Annotated in this window: 25 protein-coding genes and 1 other RNA gene; 6 read left to right on the top strand and 20 right to left on the bottom strand. The window is 33.7% G+C overall.

Annotated features, from left to right (window positions below; genetic code table 11):
* Nucleotides 1-37 precede the first annotated feature (37 nt).
* Complete coding sequence (locus BUC23_RS06015) at nucleotides 38-1,780, top strand: response regulator (protein WP_073207026.1); 1,743 nt, start codon at nucleotides 38-40, stop codon at nucleotides 1,778-1,780.
* A gap of 90 nt (nucleotides 1,781-1,870) precedes the next feature.
* Here the strand turns inward: BUC23_RS06015 and BUC23_RS06010 are convergent, their stop codons facing one another.
* From BUC23_RS06010 to BUC23_RS05975, 8 genes are all read right to left on the bottom strand, one after another.
* On the bottom strand, nucleotides 1,871-2,617 hold the full coding sequence (locus tag BUC23_RS06010; protein WP_073207023.1) for an LOG family protein: 747 nt from the start codon (nucleotides 2,615-2,617) through the stop codon (nucleotides 1,871-1,873).
* A gap of 146 nt (nucleotides 2,618-2,763) precedes the next feature.
* Nucleotides 2,764-3,063: a thioredoxin gene (gene trxA / locus BUC23_RS06005; protein ID WP_073207020.1), complete on the bottom strand. Its 300-nt coding sequence runs from the start codon at nucleotides 3,061-3,063 to the stop codon at nucleotides 2,764-2,766.
* Entirely contained in the window at nucleotides 3,056-3,289 is a 234-nt protein-coding gene (locus BUC23_RS06000; RefSeq protein WP_073207002.1) for a hypothetical protein, read from the bottom strand. Before BUC23_RS06000 ends, trxA begins: the two co-directional genes overlap by 8 nt.
* Nucleotides 3,280-4,116 carry a methyltransferase domain-containing protein gene (locus BUC23_RS05995; protein ID WP_073206997.1) on the bottom strand — a complete coding sequence of 279 codons (837 nt, stop codon included), beginning with the start codon at nucleotides 4,114-4,116 and terminating at the stop codon, nucleotides 3,280-3,282. Before BUC23_RS05995 ends, BUC23_RS06000 begins: the two co-directional genes overlap by 10 nt.
* A complete protein-coding gene (locus tag BUC23_RS05990; protein ID WP_073206995.1) occupies nucleotides 4,113-4,322 on the bottom strand; it encodes a YgaP family membrane protein in 210 nt (69 codons plus the stop codon). The genes BUC23_RS05995 and BUC23_RS05990 overlap by 4 nt, the downstream gene beginning before the upstream one ends.
* 109 nt (nucleotides 4,323-4,431) lie before the next feature.
* Entirely contained in the window at nucleotides 4,432-5,844 is a 1,413-nt protein-coding gene (locus BUC23_RS05985) for an MBL fold metallo-hydrolase (RefSeq protein ID WP_073206993.1), read from the bottom strand.
* Nucleotides 5,845-5,922: 78 nt separating this feature from the next.
* Complete coding sequence (locus tag BUC23_RS05980; protein WP_073206990.1) at nucleotides 5,923-6,711, bottom strand: sulfite exporter TauE/SafE family protein; 789 nt, start codon at nucleotides 6,709-6,711, stop codon at nucleotides 5,923-5,925.
* A 72-nt stretch (nucleotides 6,712-6,783) separates the two neighbouring features.
* A complete protein-coding gene (locus tag BUC23_RS05975) occupies nucleotides 6,784-7,416 on the bottom strand; it encodes a Crp/Fnr family transcriptional regulator (protein ID WP_073206987.1) in 633 nt (210 codons plus the stop codon).
* 331 nt (nucleotides 7,417-7,747) lie between these two features.
* Here BUC23_RS05975 and BUC23_RS05970 point away from each other — a divergent pair, with 331 nt between their 5' ends.
* From BUC23_RS05970 to BUC23_RS05960, 3 genes are all read left to right on the top strand, one after another.
* Nucleotides 7,748-8,059, top strand: a complete 312-nt coding sequence (locus tag BUC23_RS05970) for a rhodanese-like domain-containing protein (RefSeq protein WP_073206984.1) — start codon at nucleotides 7,748-7,750, stop codon at nucleotides 8,057-8,059.
* Between the two features lie 57 nt (nucleotides 8,060-8,116).
* Complete coding sequence (locus BUC23_RS05965; protein WP_073206983.1) at nucleotides 8,117-9,697, top strand: NADP-dependent glyceraldehyde-3-phosphate dehydrogenase; 1,581 nt, start codon at nucleotides 8,117-8,119, stop codon at nucleotides 9,695-9,697.
* Nucleotides 9,698-9,916: 219 nt separating this feature from the next.
* Nucleotides 9,917-11,800: a M1 family metallopeptidase gene (locus tag BUC23_RS05960; RefSeq protein WP_073206982.1), complete on the top strand. Its 1,884-nt coding sequence runs from the start codon at nucleotides 9,917-9,919 to the stop codon at nucleotides 11,798-11,800.
* A 130-nt stretch (nucleotides 11,801-11,930) separates the two neighbouring features.
* On the opposite strand, the gene BUC23_RS05955 is transcribed toward BUC23_RS05960, so the two are convergent.
* Nucleotides 11,931-12,842 (bottom strand): DUF6268 family outer membrane beta-barrel protein, encoded by a 912-nt coding sequence (locus BUC23_RS05955; protein ID WP_073206980.1) that lies wholly within the window; start codon nucleotides 12,840-12,842, stop codon nucleotides 11,931-11,933.
* Nucleotides 12,843-13,120: 278 nt separating this feature from the next.
* On the opposite strand from BUC23_RS05955, the gene BUC23_RS05950 reads away from it, so the two are divergent.
* Both BUC23_RS05950 and BUC23_RS05945 read left to right on the top strand, forming a co-directional pair.
* The gene (locus tag BUC23_RS05950; protein ID WP_073206978.1) at nucleotides 13,121-13,840 is read left to right on the top strand and encodes a hypothetical protein; all 720 of its coding nucleotides are present in this window, start codon (nucleotides 13,121-13,123) and stop codon (nucleotides 13,838-13,840) included.
* A gap of 175 nt (nucleotides 13,841-14,015) precedes the next feature.
* The gene (locus BUC23_RS05945; RefSeq protein ID WP_073206976.1) at nucleotides 14,016-14,471 is read left to right on the top strand and encodes a TerB family tellurite resistance protein; all 456 of its coding nucleotides are present in this window, start codon (nucleotides 14,016-14,018) and stop codon (nucleotides 14,469-14,471) included.
* A gap of 462 nt (nucleotides 14,472-14,933) precedes the next feature.
* Here the strand turns inward: BUC23_RS05945 and BUC23_RS05940 are convergent, their stop codons facing one another.
* From BUC23_RS05940 to BUC23_RS05895, 11 genes are all read right to left on the bottom strand, one after another.
* A complete protein-coding gene (locus BUC23_RS05940; protein WP_073206973.1) occupies nucleotides 14,934-15,431 on the bottom strand; it encodes a DUF6691 family protein in 498 nt (165 codons plus the stop codon).
* Nucleotides 15,432-15,441: 10 nt separating this feature from the next.
* A complete protein-coding gene (locus BUC23_RS05935; protein WP_379850275.1) occupies nucleotides 15,442-16,011 on the bottom strand; it encodes a YeeE/YedE family protein in 570 nt (189 codons plus the stop codon).
* Nucleotides 16,012-16,104: 93 nt separating this feature from the next.
* A complete protein-coding gene (locus tag BUC23_RS17685) occupies nucleotides 16,105-16,437 on the bottom strand; it encodes a TlpA family protein disulfide reductase (protein WP_407918676.1) in 333 nt (110 codons plus the stop codon).
* A 50-nt stretch (nucleotides 16,438-16,487) separates the two neighbouring features.
* Nucleotides 16,488-16,673 (bottom strand): hypothetical protein, encoded by a 186-nt coding sequence (locus BUC23_RS17680; RefSeq protein WP_244153779.1) that lies wholly within the window; start codon nucleotides 16,671-16,673, stop codon nucleotides 16,488-16,490.
* A 55-nt stretch (nucleotides 16,674-16,728) separates the two neighbouring features.
* Complete coding sequence (locus tag BUC23_RS05925; RefSeq protein WP_073206970.1) at nucleotides 16,729-17,952, bottom strand: MFS transporter; 1,224 nt, start codon at nucleotides 17,950-17,952, stop codon at nucleotides 16,729-16,731.
* 94 nt (nucleotides 17,953-18,046) lie between these two features.
* The gene (locus tag BUC23_RS05920; RefSeq protein WP_073206968.1) at nucleotides 18,047-18,355 is read right to left on the bottom strand and encodes a DUF202 domain-containing protein; all 309 of its coding nucleotides are present in this window, start codon (nucleotides 18,353-18,355) and stop codon (nucleotides 18,047-18,049) included.
* Between the two features lie 179 nt (nucleotides 18,356-18,534).
* The gene (locus BUC23_RS05915) at nucleotides 18,535-18,804 is read right to left on the bottom strand and encodes a rhodanese-like domain-containing protein (RefSeq protein WP_244153778.1); all 270 of its coding nucleotides are present in this window, start codon (nucleotides 18,802-18,804) and stop codon (nucleotides 18,535-18,537) included.
* Between the two features lie 59 nt (nucleotides 18,805-18,863).
* Nucleotides 18,864-20,264 carry an MBL fold metallo-hydrolase gene (locus tag BUC23_RS05910; RefSeq protein ID WP_073206959.1) on the bottom strand — a complete coding sequence of 467 codons (1,401 nt, stop codon included), beginning with the start codon at nucleotides 20,262-20,264 and terminating at the stop codon, nucleotides 18,864-18,866.
* A gap of 413 nt (nucleotides 20,265-20,677) precedes the next feature.
* Nucleotides 20,678-21,532, bottom strand: coding sequence for an EamA family transporter (locus BUC23_RS05905; RefSeq protein WP_073206956.1), 855 nt, complete (start codon nucleotides 21,530-21,532; stop codon nucleotides 20,678-20,680).
* Between the two features lie 127 nt (nucleotides 21,533-21,659).
* Nucleotides 21,660-22,055: a transfer-messenger RNA gene (gene ssrA / locus BUC23_RS05900) on the bottom strand.
* Between the two features lie 94 nt (nucleotides 22,056-22,149).
* Complete coding sequence (locus tag BUC23_RS05895) at nucleotides 22,150-23,367, bottom strand: serine hydrolase domain-containing protein (protein WP_073207723.1); 1,218 nt, start codon at nucleotides 23,365-23,367, stop codon at nucleotides 22,150-22,152.
* Nucleotides 23,368-23,572: the final 205 nt, after the last annotated feature.

Here is a 23,572-nt window from a genome sequence, read left to right as displayed (position 1 = left end):
ATAGAATTAGATTCTCTGTTTAAAAAAAGCTAAAAAGATGGAAAATTTTAAAAACAAATCGAAAGTCTTAACAACTCTGCGACAAAAAGCAGAGAAATTGCTAGGAAAAAAACAACTGGTAAAGTCTGATTCGATTTTCTCACAAGCAGAAAATTTGAAACTAATTCACGAATTAGAAGTACATCAGATTGAACTTGAAATGCAAAATGAAGAGCTTCTATTAGCAAAAGAACAGGCCGAAATAGCAACCGATAAATATACCGAATTATATGACTTTGCACCTTCGGGGTATTTTACACTTTCTGAAACAGGAAAAGTTATTGATGCCAATCTTACGGGCTCCAACATGCTGGGGAAAATTCGATCGAAATTAACAAACAGTCAGTTTGGATTTTTTGTTTCCGATGATACAAAAAGCATTTTTAATCTTTTTTTAGAAAAAATATTCAAAAGCAAAGTAAGAGAATCATGTGAAGTTAATCTGTTACCAAATGACAAATCGGTATTTTATGGGTACCTCACGGGTATAGCGACTGAAGATGGGAATCAATGTCATGTAACAGTTATTGATATTACGGAGATTAAGCTAATGCAAAAAGAATTAATAGCGGCAAAAATGCAAGCCGAGGCGGCCAACAAAGCCAAATCAAACTTCCTAACCAATATGAGTCATGAAATTAGGACTCCATTGAATGGAATAGTAGGCTTTACTGATTTGTTGATGAAAACTAACCTCGATACCAATCAATCGGAATATATAAATATCGTCAATGAATCGGCAGTTATTTTGATGGATATAATTAATGATGTTTTAGATTTTTCTAAAATTGAAGCGGGTAAATTGGAATTAAATATTGAAGAAGTAGATCTTTTTTCACTCACACATCAAGTTATAAGCCTTTTCAAGCATCAGGCAATTTCAAAAAATATTGATTTAATCTTGACAATAGATCAAAATGTACCTCAATTCATCTATGCCGATTCCGTTCGATTGAAACAAATTATTGTGAATTTAATTGGGAACGCATTAAAATTTACACAAGTCGGGCTAATTCAATTAGAGATTAAAGAAATTGCTTCTTCCAAAAAAGATTTTTCTTCGATCAATTTTTCAGTAAAAGATACTGGAATAGGTATAAAACACCATAATCAAGAAAAAATATTTCATTCGTTTGTTCAGGAGGATACTTCCATCACACGAAAATTTGGAGGAACAGGATTAGGACTGGCAATTTCCAATCAACTATTAGAATTAATGGGAAGTAAGTTAAATCTAAACAGCCGATATGGTAAAGGAAGTGATTTTAATTTTTCAATAGAATTCAAAATATCAAGCAAGAAAAACAATTGTAAAACTCCTATTTCGGATTCGATAGAGACAAATAGTGAAGCTTTGGCTCTAAACTTTAATCAGACTAAAATATTAATAGTTGAGGATAATAGAATTAATATGCTTTTGGCCAAAAAATTAATAAAAAGAATAATTCCCAATTGTATAATTTTTGAGGCTTCTGATGGAAAAGAAGCAATAAAGTTATATAAAAAAGAGAAGCTTGATATCATTTTAATGGACATACAAATGCCTAAAAAAAATGGTTTTGAAACAACCATGGAAATAAGAAAATTAAGTCATTCTGAAAACCCACCCATAATTGCTTTGACTGCCGGAATATTTGTTGAAGAGAAAGAGAAATGTTTGAATTCCGGAATGAACGATTACATTTCTAAACCCATCATTGAATCTGAATTAGAACAAATTTTGCATAAATGGGTGAAATAAATAAAGAAACAGGAAGCATTGTCAAGTAATAGCCATCAATTAAATGATTATTAATTAGTTATGAAAAAAAATTATGATGAGGTAATTTAACTATTTTTTTCTTTTTTCTACGTACCACCATTTTGCTTTGTAAGGTTGTTTTTTTAAACCAAATTTTTTGATGGAGTGTTTTTTAATATGGGCTATCAAATCTTCCACAGAATCAGTAATGAATAATAACTTCATGTCTTCACGACTTATACTTTCGTTGTCTGACATTATTTGAATATGGTGTGAAAGTTCTTTGTGATATAACGAATCATAAATTACAACCGGAAAACTATTTATTATTTTATTTTGGATTAGCGTAAGCGCTTCAAACAATTCATCCAAAGTCCCTAATCCTCCGGGCATTACTATAAAACCATAGGAATATTTTATCAAAATAACTTTTCTCACAAAAAAGTAAGGAATATAAATCCATTTGTGCAGATAAGGATTTGGTTTTTGTTCGATGGGCAGTACAATATTGCATCCCACCGAATACCCACCAGCTTCATAAGCACCCTTATTTGCGGCTTCCATTATTCCGGGTCCGCCACCAGTCATAACAGTAAAACCAAGTTCAGCTAGTGCTGCCCCAATTCTTACTGCATCTTGATAATGGTTTGTTTCGGGACCAAAACGGGCAGAACCAAAAACAGTAACACATGGACCAATAAAATGCATTTTGCGGAATGCTTTAATAAAATTGTATTGTACTTTAAAAGTGAAAAGTAAGTTTTTAAAACGGGATAGTGGTTCTCTTACAAATGAAGATTCGGATTTTGAAAGTCTGTATTTCCGTTGGTTTTGCATACTGATTTTGAAGATAAAAAAAGAATCCCGTTTTTTTTGGGAATTATTAGGTAATAATCCGCAGATTAAACTTCAGTGAAAGTTTGAAATTACAGGTTTAGAAGTTATAGCATAAGTCCTGTAAGAACAACGTACAAAGTATGTTGTTAGTTACTTTTTTCCAATATGATTTTAATGATATCTTCTTTGTTTAGAACTCCGGATTGTCTCCATAACTGTTTGCCGTTTTGAAATAGAATCATAGTTGGAACACCACGAACTTGGTATTGAGACGCAATTTGTTGATTTTTGTCTACATCAATTTTTATGATGGAAATGCGGTCTCCCAGACTATCTTTTACTTCTTTCAAAATAGGTCCAAGCATTTTACATGGCCCACACCACGTTGCAAAAAAGTCTATTAAAACGGGTTTGTCTGATTTGATAATAATATCGAAATTACTCATCTTTAGTGTATTTATTATTTGGAATAGTGCAACCATTAGAACTGCAACCTAAATTTAAAATCGCCTGAATAAAGAAAAATCCCCCAAAGGAAATAAACATCCAATCTCGCAAAAGGAAGGCTTGGGTAAATAAAAAAAGCGAAAACGCTAAACGTAGCCAACGCATTACATGCCAATTAGTAAATACTAATTCTTTCCAATTATCTGTCCTAAAATTTAATTGCATATTTTTTCAATTTTATACTTTTCATCATATGAAATTGCATTTTGTAAATCGTCGACTGCAATTTCGTTTTTACTGACAATTAGTACTGCTGAATAATTACTGCTCATACTCACATTTAGTATTCCATTTATTGCTGCAAACTTTTTTGTCACAGATTCCATGCAACCGCTACAACTAATGCCACTAAATTCATAAAGGTTAACTTTGACTTTAGTGTTCTTTTTTAATTCAAAAAATAATTCCGAATTGGCTCTCGGCGAAATAGAATTTGAACAAACATTCATTTTCAAAAAGTCAAAAGCAACCTGGAAAAGGGTCTCGTATTCTTCTTTGCTTCCGCCAAAAGGGGGACTCACTTCAAATTTTCTATTAAATAGCAGTCCTGCCAGTTTTCCTTCATCAGCCAAAAGTTGATGCATTTTCCAAACGTATTTTTGACGCATAATAGGAGGTAGCGCACAGAAAAAAGTCTGCTCAATAATTAAGTCATATATTCCTTTTTGTAAAAAAAAATCCCCTAATATAATCTGAATATTTGGGTTGTTTTTGAACTTTTCTTTCAAAACTGTAACCAATGTTGGTGCAATGTCTATAACGGTGATATTGGTAAAGCCTTGTTGCAAAAGGTATTCTGCTTCATAGGAATTACCACAACCTGGAATTAAAATGCTACTATTTTTATTCTCCAGCTTGTCTATATAGGTTTTAATGGGTGGGGATACTATTCCCAAATCCCAACCCGTTGACTTTGCTTTGTATTGTGCTTCCCAATAGGTTGCATCAACCGATTTTTCACATGAAACAACACAACATTTTACATCTTTCATTCTATAGTTTTTTTGCGGGTTGAAATCCCGAAAGGCATATATAATGGGCAAACACTAATAAAACTGGTTATTATAAAAATAATTGCAAATGCACCTAAAATTAGCGCAAGTGTACCACTAATGGTATTGGTAAAATACAATATACCTATTAAAATTGCTACAGCAATACGGATAATTCTGTCGGTGGAACCCATGTTTTTTTTCATTTGGATATAAATTTATCGCATTAAAATTCAATAAAAACCTATAGTAAATTTAAGATATAATTTTCTGATATCCAGTTATTTTAGCAGTAATTATACTAAAATATAGTCGCTATAACACTTTGCTTTGGCATACAAAATCAGTTTTTGGTAATTCAGTTTTTGCAATAGCATTAAATCCACCTTCTATTTCTGTAAAATTCCTGAAACCACGCGCTTGTAAGATTGAAGCGGCAATCATACTGCGGTAACCGCCTGCACAAAGCAAGAAAAAAGGTTCTTTAGGATTGATATCTTTTATCCATTCATTTATACTCGCCAAGGGTTTGCTGTAAGCTTCTTCAACATGTTCCGCACAATATTCACTTTCTTTACGGATATCTATTACTTTGTTTTCGCCAATTTTGACTTGTTTAGCAAACTCTTCTGCGGTAATTCGGTGTACAGTGTCGATTTCTTTTCCTGATTTTTTCCAAGCGTTAAAACCGCCTTCCAGATGGCCAATTAATTTGTCAAAACCTACTCGGCTTAATCGAGTTACAGACTCTTCTTCCTGATCTGCTTCTGTCACAAGAATAATTGGTTGTTTTACATCGGCAACTAAGGCACCTACCCATGGGGCAAAATCTCCTTCTATACCTATGTTTATTGATTGTGGGATAAAGCCTTTAGCAAAATCACCATTTTTTCTGGTATCTAAAATCAAAGCTCCGGTTTCTTCTACGATAGCTTCAAAATCATTTACGGGAATGGCTTTCATTCCGTTATGTAGAACGCTGTCAAAGCTTTCGTATCCTTGTTTGTTCATTGCTACATTCATCCCAAAATAGGGCGGAGGAGGCAGTAATCCCTCGGTCACTTCTTTGATGAATTCAGCGTCAGTCATATTAGCTCTCAAAGCATAATTGGTCGCTTTTTGGTTACCAATAGTCGAAACGGTTTCTTTACTCATGTTTTTACCACAAGCACTTCCTGCACCATGGGCCGGATATACAATTACATCATCAGGCAAAGTCATTATTTTTGTTCTTAACGAATTGAATAAGATTCCGGCTAATTGTTCCTGAGTCATGTGAGCAGCTTTTTGCGCTAAATCGGGTCTTCCTACATCCCCAATGAATAAAGTATCCCCAGAGAAAATAGCATGTTCTTTTCCGTTTTCATCTAGTAATAAGTAAGTCGTGCTTTCCATGGTATGGCCTGGTGTATGCAATACTTTTATTTTGATGTTTCCAATTTTAAATTCCTGACCATCTGTAGCTATTATTGCCTCAAATTCTGGTTTGGCAGTTGGACCATAGACAATTGGTGCTCCCGTTGAATTGCTTAAATCAACATGCCCTGAAACAAAATCAGCATGAAAATGAGTTTCAAAAATATATTTAAGTTTTACATTATCCCGTTCTAATCGGTCCAGATAAGGTTGTATCTCGCGAAGCGGATCTATAATCGCCGCTTCACCATTTGAAGTTATATAGTAAGCACCTTGGGCTAGACATCCTGTATATATTTGTTCTATTTGCATGATTTTTAATTTAAGATTCTTATACAAAGGTAATTCTTGTATTTGATTTTAAGAGTGACAATTGTTACACAAAGTGTTTTATTTAAAAAGGATTTCTTTGACAATAATGTATATTCCCATGACTAATATAAACCAACCAAATATTGGTTTGAGTTTGGCTCCGTCAATTTTCTTTGAAAGTTGGATTCCAATGATCATTCCTACAAATGCAATACTGGAAATCACGAGTAAAAACGAATAATTAATAGGTGTACCAATGTACAAATCGCCAGCAAAACCGATGCTTGAATTAATAAAAATAATAAGTAGTGAGGTTCCTACGGCTTGTTTCATTGGTAAATTAGCAAAAAATAAAAGAGCAGGAATGATTAAAAATCCACCGCCAGCGCCCAAAAATCCAGTTACAATTCCCACAATAAATCCAATTATTCCCAATTGTGTGTAATTTGTTTTTGGAGGGTTCGGGATTGCTTTTCTTTTTCGAATCATCGATATAGCTGCAGCCATCATAAGTACCGAAAAAATAATCATTATCAAGAAATTTTTTGAAACTTGATAAGAAGCGATAGAGAAAATTGTCGAGGCTATTTTGGGAAAAATTACTTCGCGGATAATCAAAATAGAAAACACCGAAGGAATAGCGAAGTATAGCGCTGATTTTATTTTAAGGTTTCCCATTTTATAGTGGCTAATGCAACCAAATAAAGCAGTGATTCCCACTATGAATAAAGAGTAACTTGTGGCTAATTCCGGTTCGATTTTAAATAGGTAAACTAAAATAGGTATGGTGAGAATAGATCCGCCACCACCGATTAAACCAAGTGAAAGTCCGATAATAATTGAAGCAAAATAACCTAAATATTCCATTTTTAATTTTTTATTGCAAAGATTGTCACTATGATTTTTATACACAGTAACATTTATCACATAGAACAGTTTTTATGTCAAAAGTTCAATTTGATTGCGATGTAGTCGAACTAATCCTCTTTGTTCCATCTTTTTGAGCAGGCGAGAAATCACTTCTCTGGAAGTATTCAGTTCCGTTGCAATTTCTTGATGTGATAATTTTAAATCTTTACAACTACAAGCTTCTGCATGACGTTTTAAATAAAACTCTAGTCGCTCATCCATAGCTCTAAATGCGATGCTGTCAACGACTTCCAAAACTTCCTCAAAGCGGGTGCGGTAGGTGAATAATACAAATTCATACCAACTGCGAAATTTCATCATCCATTTTTCCATCAAAGAAAGCGGGATCATTATCAATTCAACATCTTCCACCACTTTTGCCATAATCTGACTTGTTTGACTTCGAGTTGCACATATCATAGAAACTGCACAAGCTTGCCCAGGTTGTAAATAATACATAAAAAACTCCCCTCCATTTTCTCCTTCCCGATATATTTTAATCTGACCTTTAGTAACCAAAATTGTATTATTGATATACTGGCCTGTACGCATGATTACATCACCAGCTTTATAAGATTGGTGAATTGCATTCGTTTCAATCTCATCTATAAGCTCGTCTGAAAATGATGGGAATATTTTTTTAAAATTATCAGAATCATGCATTGCGAAGTGTGTTTTTTAAATATATTTAATTAAAAAAGTACTTTTATTTTGAAAAAAAATCAAGATAAGTATTGTAAAAGTACGCTAAAATGTTAATTATTTAGGGGAACTTTTTAATTGAAATTGATACTTAGGAAATAAAATTGGAAGAATAAATTAAATGTATTTCCTATGGATTTAATGGACTAAATTTTAATGATTTCGTAAGCGAAAATGTAATTTGCTGATTATTAGTGTCTAGCGAAAACGTTTTCTTTAAATTAAATAATAATTTAAAAGAGTACTGTTTATAGTTATTTAAAAACATTGTATTTTTACAAAAAACATCATCATGAATTTAACACAAGAAGATTGGATTTCTCAACTCGAAGCAGATGAGAATGCAGTGATACTAGACGTAAGAACAGAAGACGAGTACAATGACGGAATTATAGCTAATGCTATAAATATTGATATTCACATGGGACAAGGTTTTGTAAATGAAATTGAGACCTTGGATAAAAGTAAAAATTATTATGTTTACTGTCGTTCTGGAGCAAGAAGCGCAAAAGCCTGCGAAGTTATGAATGAACTGGGAATTGAGAACGCCTATAATTTAACTGGCGGAATTTTGGCTTGGAACGGGGATGTCGTTGCACCATAAAAATTAGCGAGTATATCTTGTCTATATCTTATTACCAAAAAACAAAAACAACCTACAATGAATGCAATACCAGAAGAATTTCAGATTAAAACATTATTAAATCAGGATACTTATTTAGTGAATGGTGAATTAAAAAAATGGGAAGGCCAAACTTCTGCAGTTTTCTCCACGATTTCATCAACAGAAAAGTATGAGCCTACTATACTAGGATCTATTCCTTTTATGGGAGAAAAAGAAGCAATGGAAGCAGTGGAAGCAGCATCCAAAGCTTACAACAATGGTCAAGGTTTATGGCCTACCATGAAAGTTGTGGATCGCATCAAATGCATGGAAAATTTTGTCACTCAAATGAAAACGACTCGAACAGAAGTTGTGAAGCTTTTGATGTGGGAAATTGGTAAATCTTTGGGTGATTCTGAAAAAGAATTTGACAGAACCGTAGAATATATCTATGATACAATTGACAGCTTAAAAGAATTAAACAGTCGCAGTAGTCATTTTTCTAAAGTGCAAGGGATAAATGCCATGGTTCGCAGAGGACCGCTCGGTGTTGTATTGTGTCTTGGACCTTACAACTATCCGTTGAATGAAACTTTTTCGTTGCTTATTCCCGCATTGATTATGGGAAATCCTGTAATTTTTAAACCTGCTAAACATGGCGTCTTATTAATTTCTCCTTTATTAGAAGCATTTAGAAGTAGTTTCCCTGCCGGAGCCATCAATATTGTGTACGGTAGAGGGCGTGAAGTAGCTTCACCAATCATGAAATCCGGAAAAGTTGATATTTTGGCTTTGATTGGAAACAGTAAATCTGCGATTGCTTTGCAGGATCAACATCCAAACAAAAATAGATTGCGTTTAGTATTAGGTTTAGAAGCAAAAAATCCTGCGATAATCCTTCCGGATGCCGATTTAGATTTGACTATTCAAGAATGTATCGCTGGTTCATTATCCTTTAATGGACAACGTTGTACCGCTTTGAAAGTTTTGTACGTACATGAATCAATCGCAGATGAATTCAATAAGCGTTTTGCTGCCAAAGTGGATGCACTGTCTTTTGGAAATCCATGGGATAAATCAGTATTTCTTACTCCTTTACCAGAAAAAGAAAAACCAGCTTATATCCAAGAATTAATTGATGATGCTACAAGTAAAGGAGCAAAAATAATCAATAAAAAAGGAGGGGAGCATACTGAGAATTATATTTTCCCGGCAGTTTTGTTTCCCATAAATAAAGAAATGCGTTTGTATCACGAAGAGCAGTTTGGACCAGTGGTGCCTATTCTTTCTTTTAAAGACATTCAGGAGCCTTTAAACGATATGGCGGAGTCTAATTACGGACAGCAAGTAAGTTTGTTTGGAAAAGACATTAAAACCATTGCACCGCTTATCGATACATTAGTGAATCTTGTTTGTAGAGTAAACTTGAATAGTTCTTGCCAAAGAGGACCCGATGTTTTCCCCTTTACAGGAAGAAAAGATTCAGCAGTGGGAACTTTGAGTATTCATGATGCGTTGCGTTCGTTCTCTATTAGAACTTTTGTAGCTTCTAAAGACAATGAGTATAACAATGCCATTTTGCAAGAATTACTAAATAGCAAAGAATCTAATTTTATCAATACAGATTATATTTTATAATCTTTTTTAATTAAAAAATTGGAGCCGTCTCATTTTTTGGAACGGCTTTTTTTATGGATTTAATCCAAAGGAAAAGGCAATTGATTTTTAGTTTTCAATTCAAATATTTGTACTTTTAGCCCGTAGCGATTTATTTATTCCTAAAGATTTTTGTTACAAAAGGGAATTTATCGATACTAATGTTTCATTAGTATTCATATCATTTCTAAAAACGTCTTCATGAAAAAAAAATCACTTTTATTAGTATTGGTCACTGTCACTTTTTTTGCGCAGAATAGTTTCGCACAGGAACTTTATACTCCTCGAAATATAAAAGAAGCCTATTCAAAAGGAAGCCGTTCCAAAGACGGAAAGCCAGGGAAAAATTATTGGCAAAACCATGGGAAATACGAAATGGAAATTACCGTAAATCCAGATACAAAAATAGTTAGTGGCACTGAAAGTATTGTTTACGAAAACAACAGCAAGGACACCCTGAAAACAATAGTTATTCGTTTTGTAAATAATCTGCATAAACCGACAGCGCCTAGGGGCGGAGAAGTAAGCACTGATTTCTTATCAGAAGGATTGACCATAACTTCTTTCAAAATTAATGGGGAAGTTTACAATGAAAATGCTAAAAATTGGGCAACCGTTGGTACTATTAAATTGAAAAAGCCATTACCGCCAAAAACCAAAGCTAAATTAGACATTGACTGGAATTATCCTTTGTCTAAAGAAAGCGGTCGTGAGGGGCAAATTGATAATACTACTTTTTTTGTAGCGTACAGTTATCCTCGCGTTTCTGTTTATGATGATTATAATGGCTGGGACAAATTGCCACATACGGATCGTCAGGAATTTTACAATGATTTCAATGACTACACTTTTTCGATAAAAGCGCCCAAAAATTATGTGGTCTATGCCACGGGAGATTTACTGAATCCGGATGATGTTTTGCAAGCGGAGTATGCCACACGATTAAAAAAATCATACACTTCAGATGCGGTGATGCATATTGCGGATGAGCAGGAAATGAAAGACGGAAAAGTCACTTTGCAGAAGGATTGGAATACTTGGAAATTTCAAGCAAATACAATTTCGGATATATGTTTTGGTTTAAGCAATCATTATTTATGGGATGCCGGAAGCGTTGTTGTAAACAATAAAACCAATCGTCGTGTCAGTACGCAGGCGGCTTATGATGTAAAAGGAACCGATTTTATCAATTCAGTAAAAAATAATAATTATGCTTTGGCTTGGTTTTCTAACAATTGGCCAGGAGTTCCGTATCCTTATTCTAAAATGACAGCTTTTCAAGGTTTTGCCGACATGGAATATCCAATGATGGTAAATGATTCCCAAACAGGTGACGCCGTTTTTGCGCAATTGGTACAAGATCACGAAATCGCTCATACATACTTTCCTTTTTACATGGGAATCAATGAAACCCGTTATGCTTTTATGGACGAAGGTTGGGCTACAACACTCGAATATTTGATTGGAATTGCAGAACATGGCAAAGAAGCCGCCGATAAATTTTACAAAGAATTTAGAGTAAATCGTTACATAAACGATAAATCTGCCGAAGAGGATCAGCCAATAATTTCCATGTCATCTCAATTATCAGGAGCGGGTTACGGGAACAATTCATATGGGAAAGCGTCACTTTCTTATTTGGCTTTAAAAGATATGCTAGGTGATGATTTATTCAAAAAAGTGCTCCATACCTATATGGAAGATTGGAATGGTAAACATCCAATTCCTTGGGATTATTTTAATTCGGTGAATAGCAGCACTGGTAAAAACTTGAATTGGTTTTTCAACAACTGGTTTTTTAGTAATAATTACATTGATCTTGCTGTTGCAAAAGTAAATTCGAATGGTTCTAAAAATACCATTTCCATTAAAAACGAAGGTGGTTTTGCAATTCCTTTTGATGTGAATGTTGTTTATGCAGATGGTAAAAAAGAAACAGTACACAAAACGCCAGCCGTTTGGGCAACCAACCAAAAAACGACAACGATTCCTTTGAAAGGAACCAAAAAAATAAAATCAGTAACACTTGATGGCGGACTCTTTATGGATGCTACACCAGCTGATAATAATTGGACCAACAAATAAATGGAATAAAGTAAGGTATAAATGATTTGATTAAAATCGAAATGTCTAATAGTGAAAAACCGTCTCGTTTAAGATAACGAGACGGTTTTTTTTATGATTTTGATAAGGAGAAAAAGATTTAAAAAACTGCTTATTTTTTAACCTTACTCAGATCAAAACGATAAATAGCTTCCATTTTTAAAAGGATAGTGTTTGATTTGTCTTCGAATAATCGGGTACGGTTGTCACCAAATTTTAACGCCAGAATCTGTAAATCAAGTTTTTGATCTATTGGATATACCCTAAATTCGTTTAAAGAATAGCCCAATTTCAGACGTAAAAGGATTTTATTGTCTAAAATGCTTCTTTGCACATAAGAAGAAAAATCTAGCGAATTATTTTCTACATAATTGGAACGGATATTATCCGTTGTCAGTTTGTAACTATTTCCATGACCTAGAAAATCAACACCTATTCTTGTTTTATCAGTCAGACTATAATTGATATCGGCGTCATTTGGCATAAAGGCATTTATTTCAAAACGTTTATCCGGACTATGATAATAGAAAGTAATAATTGGAACCACGGACATACCGTAAGCTTCACTGCTGCCGTAAAGTCCTAAACCGTAACCAAAATTTTCGTTTCTTTTATATTTTAATAAAGCTAATCCACCCAGATAAATATCTTTATTGCTGACATTGATATAATCAGAAGCAACTTTTGGCAGGAAAAGGTATAGTCCACTCCAGTGTTCGGAATGTTTTACACTCAGACCAGCTCTTAAATTTGTTGAATATAAATGATTGTTATTAGAATCGGGAAATAATTGTAAGCTATAGCTGCTGAAATTTACACCAGTAACAGCAATATATTTTTCATTTAAAACAACGGGTAAAGTAAGATTTGTTTGAAATGTGGAGATGCTGGTATTAACAGATGAATCTTCAAATGTTTTTTCTTGTGATTTCCCATAATTTACGGAAAATAAATCGATGTATTCTTGAGCGCTACATAAAAAAGGCAGTATTAAAAATAACAATTGTATTATTTTTTTTTTCATTTTATAAATTTTGATATTATTTTATTTTTCCAAAATATTCGTTTTTCAAAATTAGTTTAGCAAAACGTAAGCGCCTTTAAACAAATCAGATAATGATTTCATTCTAATTATTTGGCGAATATAATCATATTGTTCTTCTGTAAAATTGGTATTTACTGAATTCAGTAAATTATACAACTAATTGGAAAATAATTATAAATCTAAATAAATTATAACTATCTCATTATCAGTATTTATTAGTATATTTATGTAATAAAAATAACTTAAAAAATAATAGTATGAAAAACATTAAACAATTCTTAAAACCAGTTTTGATATTAGTTTTTGCCGTTGCATTTTTATCTTGTAAAAACAATAAAAAGGAAAAAACTGAAAATGAAGATGCAATGCCTAAAGACACTGCTACCGCTGTTGCAGTATTTGAACCATTCAAAGTAATGGTTATTAAACACAAAGTAGCTGATTATGTTAAATGGAGAAAAGAATACGATGCCCATGATTCAATCAGAACGGCTTATACCATTTCGCATTATATGGTAGGAAGAGGAACAGATGATCCCAGTATAATTGTGACAGCAAGTAAATTTCTCGATTTGCAAAAAGCAAAAGATTTCAGCGTACTTCCATATCTAAAAGAGGCGATGAAAAAAGCGGGAGTAATTGGTAAACCTGAATTTTCTTATTATGAGGTGATCCGAAATGATGACACGCCAATTGACCAGAAAGACAGATTAATGGTGACTCATAAAGTAAAAGATTTTGATGCCTGGCTCAAAGTGTACGATGCCGAAGGAACCGCTAAAAGAATGGAAGAAGGTTTCATTGATAGAGGATTGGCTCGAGGTATAGATGATCCTAATATGGTGACGATAGTATTTGCTATCACGGACATGAAAAAAGCAAAAGAAAACATTAACTCCGAAGCAAAGAAAAAATTAATGATGGATGCCGGAGTGATTGGCGCACCAGAAATGGTTTTTTATAAAGTAATGGATTAGTTTATAGTTTTTTAACATATAAAGAAACCGTCTTGTTTAGATTAACGAGAAGGTTTTTTTTTGATGTAGATTTACAAGAATTTGATTTTAACCAAAAAGCAAAATGGTAATTTATTCCTAAAGTATGGCAAAGTGTTACAAGGTTCACAGTAACTTTAAACAAAAAAAATAAAATATGATCTCATCTGATAAATTTCAAGGCAAAAATGATATTGCTGAAAATCCTGTAACCTCAGAATTTGAAGCTTGGGTTGGAATTTTATATTCTTGTATTTCCGCCGATAATCAAATTAAGGATTCCGAAACAGTGGCCTTAACCCGATTATTACGTTCCAAAGAAAAATTCATTGGAATCGATGTTGCTCCTTTGTACGCAAAAGCATTTAATCTAAAAATGGAATTGGGGCAACTAAAATACATTTCTGCTTGCTGCGAACTGATTAAAGAAAATGATAAAGAAACGATATTTGCTAACGCACTTGAATTATTACTTGCTGATGGGATATTAGAGGATGAAGAAAAAAACGTAATTGAGGTGTTATCAAAACAACTTAGAATAGATACAGGAATGACCAGTAAAATCATAGAGGTTATCTTCTTAAAAAATAAAGGAAACATTAAAAAAATATAACCAACTGCTTTAATCTTTCTATCTACGCTTAAAATACTATGTAAGTGATATTAATCAATATTAAAAAGGGGATTTCGATACATCATTCTCCTTTTTAATTGCATAACTTCCACATATTAATTTAATTGCTTACTTTAGATTTGTCAAAATAATAATTAACAAGTCAATCATAAATAGTACCGTTTCTGGTTACCTTTAAAATCACTCAATCATCAAAAAGAAAATTAAAATAGCCAAACAAAATATTCACGAGAGACTGCATCGGGAACCATATTTTACGCACCCCAGATTGAAGTTTATTCCTAATATTGTCGTAAATCTGGTAAGTTTTATTCTTTCGTTTGCCTTCGTAGGTACTTTGCTGTATCTCCTGCTTAACTACTTAGTTAAAAAGTTTTACCATTTGGATTAATTAAATGCTGTTTTTACTATTTCCAAAAGATGACGAATATAAATTAATTTCTAATGAGGAAGTCTGTCTCTAAAATATCCATATACCCAAGTTCCCACTATTGCAAAAAATAGGGTGACAATCATAACTGTAGCGCCAGTTCCAATTTGGGCAAACAACGGTCCAGGACAAGCTCCTGTTATTGCCCAACCCAATCCAAAAATGAGTCCACCGTAAATTTGACCTTTGTTGAAGGTTTTGTCATGGAACTCAATCTTTTCGCCATAAATGGTTTTAATATTAAATTTTTTTATCAAGAAAACGGAGATTATCCCAACAATAACCGCACTTCCTATAACGCCATACATGTGAAACGATTGAAAACGGAACATTTCCTGAATACGGTACCAGCTGATAATTTCGGCTTTGATGAAAACGATGCCAAACAACATACCTATAACCAGGTATTTCAAATTGTGATACCATTTGTGTTCTAATTGACTCTCGTTGATACAAACGGTATCTAAGGAACGAGTTTCGAAGTCTGCATTTTGATCTTTAATTTGCATATCAATAATTTTATAGTGAAAGTATAAAGGGTAAAATAAGATTTGCCATAATCAAACCACCAACGAAGAAACAACAAGTAGCTATAAGAGAAGGCATTTGTAAATTAGACAAACCAGAAATTGCGTGACCACTGGTACAACCTCCCGCATAACGAGAACCGAAACCAATAAAGAAGCCGCCAACGACCATCATAAAAAAACCTTTAAGGGTAAGTAAATTTTCCCACGAGAATAATTGTTCCGGTAACATTCCATTGATGTTAGTAACGCCATAAGTTGCTAATTCTGCTTTTAGATTTCCATCAATGCTGATTGGATTTGGATTTGATAAGAAACTAAACGCAATTACACCTCCCAATAAAATACCGAAAACGAAAAACATATTCCAAATTTCTTTTTTCCAATCGTATTTGAAAAATTTAATGTTTGCCGGTAAGCATATGGCACAAGTATGACGTAATGAGGCACTAATGCCAAATGATTTGTTTCCAATGATTAATAAAGCCGGAACTGTAAGTCCCACTAATGGGCCTGCAATATACCAAGGCCAAGGTTCTCTGATTAATTCTAAAATTGACATAATTATTTTTTTATTACTGCAAAGATTGAATATATAAATGAGTTGCTATGTTACTTTTGTCACACAAGAAAAAAATAAAAAATGACAATGATTTTATTTTTTTAGTAACTGGTCTAACTTTCCTCGGAAAGAATCACTGTTCCAATTTGCTGTTCCAATTTTGGCTAAAACAATATTTCCTTGTTTGTCAATGAGAAAAGTGGCAGGTATTGTAGATGATTCCATTTCTAAGGGAGGATTTGTAATCGATTGGTAGACAGGAAGGGTAAGATTTTCCTTGTTCATAAATGTATTTGCTTTTTCAAAGGAATCGGTTGTCACAAACAAAAAGATTATTTTATCCTGATAATTAGCATATAAATTTTGGAAGCTTGGCATTTCGGCAATACATGGCGGACACCATGTGGCCCAGAAATTAATGAATATTATTTTTCCTTTATATGCTTCGAGCGATACACTTTTTCCCGTGGCGTCTACTAATTGCCATTGATAAGTTGACAGTTTTTTTGGTCTGTTACAGCAATTGTTTTTGGCGAAAAGGCAATTAATCGGTTTAATTGTATTTTTACAAAAGTGCCCAAAGGACTGAATAGCAGTATTGCTATTAATGCAATAAAAAACATATTGTGCAGTGTTGATTTTTTTAGTGTTTTCCAGTTCATTTTTTTATTTTGAAGCATTGCTTTCTAAAAAGTTATGCTTTTAATGGTTATGACCTTATTCTTTTACTACAGTATCTTTCGGCATTCTGATTTCAATAATCAAGGACGATATAATGGTAATCAATCCTATCAGTACAATAGCATAATTGACTCCAAATAAATCAGCAGTTATTCCTGAAATAATGGCACCTATTGCATAACCTAAATCTCTCCAAAGCCTGAAGGTGCCAATACTTTCGGCTCTTTGATTAGGATTTGTAGCCTGTGCGATCGCGGATAAAAAGGTAGGATAAACTAACGCTGTTCCTAATCCCAAAAAGGCTGAAATGGTGGTCAATTGATAAAATTCTTCAGCAAAAGGAATAAAGAGAATCGCTATTCCCTGTAGTAACATTCCCCAAAACAGCATCTTTTTTTTCGAATAAACATCTGACATTTTACCGGTAATCAATTGTCCAAAACCCCAAACAGCAGGGTAGATAGCAGTTATGATTCCAATGTTTTGAGAATCGTAATGCAGAGAAAGTAATACAATGGGCAATAATCCCCAGATCATTCCGTCATTCAGGTTATTGACTAATCCAGCTTGCGTTATGGCACTTAATGTTTTGTTTTTGAATGTAGTTTCCAAAAAAATATAATCTAATTTTTCTGTTTTATTAGTCGTGTTTTCTTGGTGTACAAATACTCGTGTATCTTTCACAAAAAGCAAAGTCAATAAAAAACCGGATATGGAAATTCCGATTCCCAAGTAAAAAGGGTAAGGCGTAATTCCATAATTTTGGGCAATATAGCCAGAGAGAAACGCAACTAATCCAACTGCAAAATATCCGGCAAATTCGTTGAGTCCCATAGCCAGTCCACGATCATTTTCTCCAACCAAATCAATTTTCATCACCACCGTACTGCTCCAGGTCAGTCCTTGGCTGATGCCTAACAGAATATTGGCAAAAATCACCCAATTCCAGGATTCTGCATAAATCAAAATAAAAGGGATTGGTAAAGCTAAAAACCAGCCAAATAAGAGTAAATTTTTTCTGCCAAAATAATTTGCCAGCTTACCCGTAAAATAGTTGGTGATGGCTTTAGTAATCCCAAAAGCAATTATGAAAGATAGAATAGCCGTTTTTGATGCAATGCGAAATTCAATCTCGGCTAACTTTGGAATAATGGTTCTTTCCATTCCTACCATTCCACCAACAAAGGCATTGACGATAATCAAAATAGTAAATTGTTTCCAATTTTCTTTGAGTCCTAGTTTGATTGTATTTGTTTTCAATTGATACGTTATTTATTTTAAAATTAAAAAACAGTTATTGGTTGCCTTAGTACTGTGTTGAAGCATATATTTTTGATACAAGAAAGGAATACTATTATAATTTGTAATATTCTAACTGGTAGTCACCTATGTGTTTTTTATTTGTGGATATGGATTTCTTGTGCTTCAAATAATTGACAGTGCCAAAAACGAAAATGACCAATGAAGCAATAAAAAGTGCAATTTCAATGAGTAAACTATTTTCGACTTTCAACAAATTTTTCAAACTCAGACCAGCAATCAAAAAATACATGGACGTTCTCAAAAAGGCGAGAAAAGTAGATTGATTAGCTAGTGTCGTTCGTTGTAATGCTAACTTTTCTCTTAAAATTAAGTCTTTATTCATTACTTTTTTCGTTTCCATAGTATTGTTCATTTTGTATTAATTCTAAAAGAAGTTTATTTTTTATTTGCGCAGGAAGGTACAAATTCAGTTTAATTTCTTCTACAAAAATCAAATTTCGATTATTAAAAAATAATAATGGTTCAGTTTAAAACAATTCAATTTATTGCTTTAAACTGCAACTTATTATGGTAAAATAATTATTTGCTGATTGCTTCTTTTACATCTTGCCAGATACCGCCATTTATGACGTTTTTGAAACCATTTTGTTCCAAAATCATTTTGGCCTGACCGCTGCGATTCCCGCTTCGACAGAAAACAATAATTGGATCTTTTCCTTTAAATTTTTCTAATTGACTCGCAACTTTATCCAAAGGAATATTGGTCGATCCATTTACATGACCTTCGGCAAATTCAGCAGGTGTTCGCACATCTACAAGGAACGCGCCTTCTTTTATTGATTTTTCCATTTGTATTGTATTTTTTTTTGAAAATATATTTTTAAAAATTCCAAACATAATTATTGTTTTTAGTATTCAATAAGATTGTTTTCTTTGATCCATTCATTCATTCCTGGGGAATAATTGAGTATGTTTTTGTAGCCGTTTCTTGCAAGCAATGAGTACGCTATTGCTGCCCTGTCACCACCTTGGCAATGGATTAATACTTTTTTATCTTTACTAATTTTGTCCAGATTGTTTAGTATAGTGCCTACAAATACATTGTCAGCGCCTTTGATATGACCTGCATTATATTCAGCAGCTCCACGAAGGTCCACTACTTGAACGTCCTTATCTTGTTGCAAAGTTTTAAATTCCTCTAATGAAATCTGATTGACCGTCTCTAAAGAACCACCATTTTCTTCCCATATTTTTGTAGAAGGAATGTAACCTTGAATATTGTCAAGGCCTATTCTCATAAGTTTTCGAGTCAGATCATCCAGTTGCGATTCATCTGCAAGCAAGATAAAAGACTCGTCATAAGTAAGTAACCATCCTGCCCAAGTGGCAAACGAATTATTTCCTTGAATGTTGATGCTTCCCGGAATAAAACCTTTGGAAAATTCCGTTTTATCTCTGGCGTCAATCAATTTAGTTCCCTTTGCTAAAGCTGCAGATAACGGTGCATAATCCAGTTGTTTTAATTTTGGAACACTGGTAAGAAGCGGGCGATCTATTTTATTTAGCTTTTTCATCATTGCAAAATACTTAGGTGGTTCCGGCTGGTCTTCCAATAAATATTTTACAAATCCAGCTTCATCATTTTTATGTTGGAAAGCCCAGTTTCGTATTTTTTCATATCCTACAGTAGTACTTGGAACTGCTCCTAATGCTTTTCCGCAAGCAGAACCTGCTCCATGGCCAGGCCATACTTGGATAAAGTCTGGTAATGATTCAAATTTCTTTATGGACTGATACATTTGTTTAGCACCAATTTCTTGAGTTCCTTTCATTCCTGCTGCTTTTTCCAACAAATCAGGTCTTCCTATGTCGCCAACAAATACAAAGTCACCAGTGAATAACATTACCGGCTCGTCGCTGGCAGGTGTATCAGTCAAAAGAAAACTGATGCTTTCCGGTGTGTGTCCCGGCGTGTGAACTACTTCTATTTTTAAGTTTCCTAGTTTTAAAATAGCACCATCTTTTACGTCAACATGAGGAAATTCATATTCCCAACCAGGTCCGCCTTCCGCTGAAAGGTACATTTGGGCACCCGTTAAAGCAGCAAGTTCTCTGGAGCCTGCAAGAAAATCAGCATGAATGTGTGTTTCTAAAATATGAGTAATTTTCATATTGTTCTGTTTAGCAATTTCGAGATACGTATCTACATCTCTTTTAGGATCGATCACTGCGGCTACTCCTGCTTTTTGACAGCCAATAAAATAACTTGCTTGGGCAAGACTCTTGTCGTAAATGTGTTGAAAATACATATCGTTTATTTTTTTAGTTTCTAATTTATTTGACAAAATTAGTTGATGATTTTATTAATATTGGTGACTAATGTTACATAGAAGTTTATAATCACTACTGAATTTTCGAATTTTTTCTAGGAAGCTTACTTAAAAGCATTCAGGTGAAATAATTATTAATCCTTTAGAAATAAGGAAGTTGGCTAACTATAATTGTGCCAAAGGCAGTGTCGATGAGTCCGGGATATTTTTTTTTTAATTATTATTTTGCTTTTTTCGGTTTTACAGTAATAAAAAAGTAAAAGCTATTAAAACCTAAGATTTGAGGCTTTCAAAGCAAATTTTGCGGATAGTCCAAAGTAGTTTGAACTATATTAGTAATTGGACAAAGCGAGTAAATTTTAAAAAAGAATATGAAAATAAGTAAAACTAAATTATATTTTTTTTTGCCGGGAAGTAAGCGTTGCTCCAACTGAGGCTATTATGACAAAAATCACAGCCAATATTTCATTAACACTTAAATATTCCTGTAAAAAAACTAATCCACAAATGGAAGCAGCGGCAGGTTCTAAGCTCATTAAAATACTGAAAGTTCGGGCAGGCATCTGACCAAGGGCTTTCATTTCTAGTGTAAAAGGAATAGCACTGGATAATAGAGCTAGAGCAATTCCCAACCCCCAAAGGTTTGGTGTTAGGTTGTTTAGCCCGTTTCCAATTATCCCAAAGGGCACAATAAGTAGGGAAGCAAAGAGCATTCCTGTAGCTACGGCCTTACCACCTTCCATAATTTTCGAAATTTTCCCTCCTAAAACAATGTACGATGCCCACAATGCTCCAGCTAAAAGCGCAAATAGAACTCCTAAAGGGTCCATTCCATTATTTGACCACGGAGCAATTAAAATAATTCCGGCTGCAGCGAGCAATACCCATAGAAAATCGATGATACGTTTGGAACCCAAAACGGCTACTAAAAGAGGACCTATGAATTCCAAAGTAACAGCTAAACCAATAGGAATTCGTTCTATTGCCATATAAAAGATTAAATTCATCGCTCCCAAGGATAACCCGTAGGGTATTACAAATTTCCATTGCACGGAAGTAATTTTAGATAAATTTGGCCGGTAAACGGCTAGTAAAATAATGGCCGAAATTGCAATTCGCAAAGAAGCGGTTCCTGTTGCGCCTATAACGGGGAAAAGACCTTTAGCTATTGCTGCCCCAGATTGTACGCTAATTATAGCAAAGAGAACTGCAGGTACAGGAGGAATGTTTATTAGTTTATCTTTCATTAGAATCTGAAGTATGTAAGGTAAAACTACAAAATTTATAATAGTACCGAGATAGCTGTCGTAAATTAAAAGATGGTCTTAATAAAAATAAAAAATCCATTTTACTGGTAGTAAAATGGATTTTTTTCTGTGGAGTCGCCGAGAATCGAACTCGGGTCCAAACAAGCAACTAAAAAGCTTTCTACGCGTTTATTTCCTGATTGAGTTTTCGATATTGTGCTAGGCCAGAAACAGCCACACGATACTTATCTTCTTAATTTTGAAATCCACCCGAAGCTCATGGAAATCTAGGTTTATTTTTACGGTTCCCCTTTACTGAACGCCACAAACCAAGGCTTTCAAGGAGAATCCTGCTTTCCTATCTGATAGGAACGAGGCTAATCTTACTATAATTCAGATTATGCAGCTAGAGCGTAGTTATTTTCGCCGTGTAAAATTGTAAGATCTTATATTTACGAGCAAGGTCTCAATGCTCGACGTGCTTACTTATCAATTCGACTTGCTGTCAAAACCAGTCGACCCCTTTTTTATTCTGACTCAAAAATAATTTGAGTTTGCAAATGTATTCTATTTTAGTTGAATTCTGCCATCTCTATTTAGAATTAATTTATCAAAAATCATTCCTCTTTTTCTCCCTTGCCCAATGGGAATGGATAATCACCAAATAACCTAGCTAATTTCCTGACCTGATAAGTTCTAGTTGTGAATTTATTAGACAGCGCAATAATGGTAACTTTCTCTTTTTGCAAAGTAATATATGATGATGTATTACCATGCCACCAACCGTTATGGAAATAAAAATTTTGTCCTGTTTTCCAATTTATTATTCGAATACCAAGACCGTAATTCTTTTCTCCTGCGCGTTCATTGCTGTATCCCTCAAAAACTTCTTTGAATAACTTTGGATTCAAAAATACACCGGAATTTCTCGCTCTGTCAAATTTCAATAAATCTCGGGGCGTCGAATAGATGTTTTTATCCCCGTAAACGGCATCTAAATAATCTTTACCTATTTCGACTCCATTTCCCTTATAGGACGGCGCAATAGTGTCTTTATCTCTTTCGTAATCAAAGACATAAGTGTTTTTCATTCCGAGTGGTTTGAAAACAATTTGTCTCATTGCTTCTTTGTAGGGAAGCTTGGTTATTTTCTCTATTATCAGTGCCAACATGGCATAATTAGTATTGCAATAGCTGAAGCGCGTGTCCGTTTTAAACTCTAACCCGATATCCTTAGTAGCCATGATAGTTAAAATATCTTGATTGGTCAGTCTGTTATGTCTGTCCCATACCGTCTTATCGCGATCTGTAAAATAGGCGTAGTTCCTCATTCCGCTTCTGTGGTCCAAAAGTGTTTTAATAGTAACATCAGGATAAGGAAATTCTTTTAGAATGGTATTTACCTTTTGGTCTAAATCAATCCTCTTGGCATTAATTAGTTTCAAAACTGCAGTTGCAGTTAATACTTTGCTCACAGAGGCCAAGTGAAGGGGAGTAGTACTTGTTATTAATCTTTTGTCTCTTTTATTGGCATAGCCCTCGTAATTTTCATAGATGATCTGACCATTTTGGGCAACAAGAAAACTTCCATTTGCACTATTATTGGGCCACGTTTTATTATAAAAAAATTCTACTGATCTTTTTTTAGAATTAATGTATTCAGCCGTTAATTTAGGATGTTCATTCGTTAAAGGTTTCATTTTAGGCAAGGTACTCTTGGGTAGTAGTGCATCGCTTAATTGTACTTTTTTCTTCTCTTTTGTACAAGAACTCAAAACTAATGTAAGGATGAGTATTTGTAGTATATTTGCGTTTTTTATAAAATTCATTTCAATAGTGCTAGAAAGGCAAATATATAGAATCAATCCCTGTTGATTTATTTTTTTTCCAAAACCTTAACACTATTTTATCACTGTCTAGCATTAGCCGTTTTCTATCTTTATGGACATCAGCTTTTAATCGTTTCAGAATTATAAATTTATTAAAAAAATAAATTAAATTTAATCTTATTTGTTATATTTGTAACAAATTATAAGCATT

The organism is Flavobacterium xinjiangense (genome assembly GCF_900142885.1).
In the GTDB taxonomy this organism is placed as follows: domain Bacteria; phylum Bacteroidota; class Bacteroidia; order Flavobacteriales; family Flavobacteriaceae; genus Flavobacterium; species Flavobacterium xinjiangense.
Note: the sequence above shows the minus strand (reverse complement) of the source record. Positions and strands in the feature narration are given on the sequence as shown.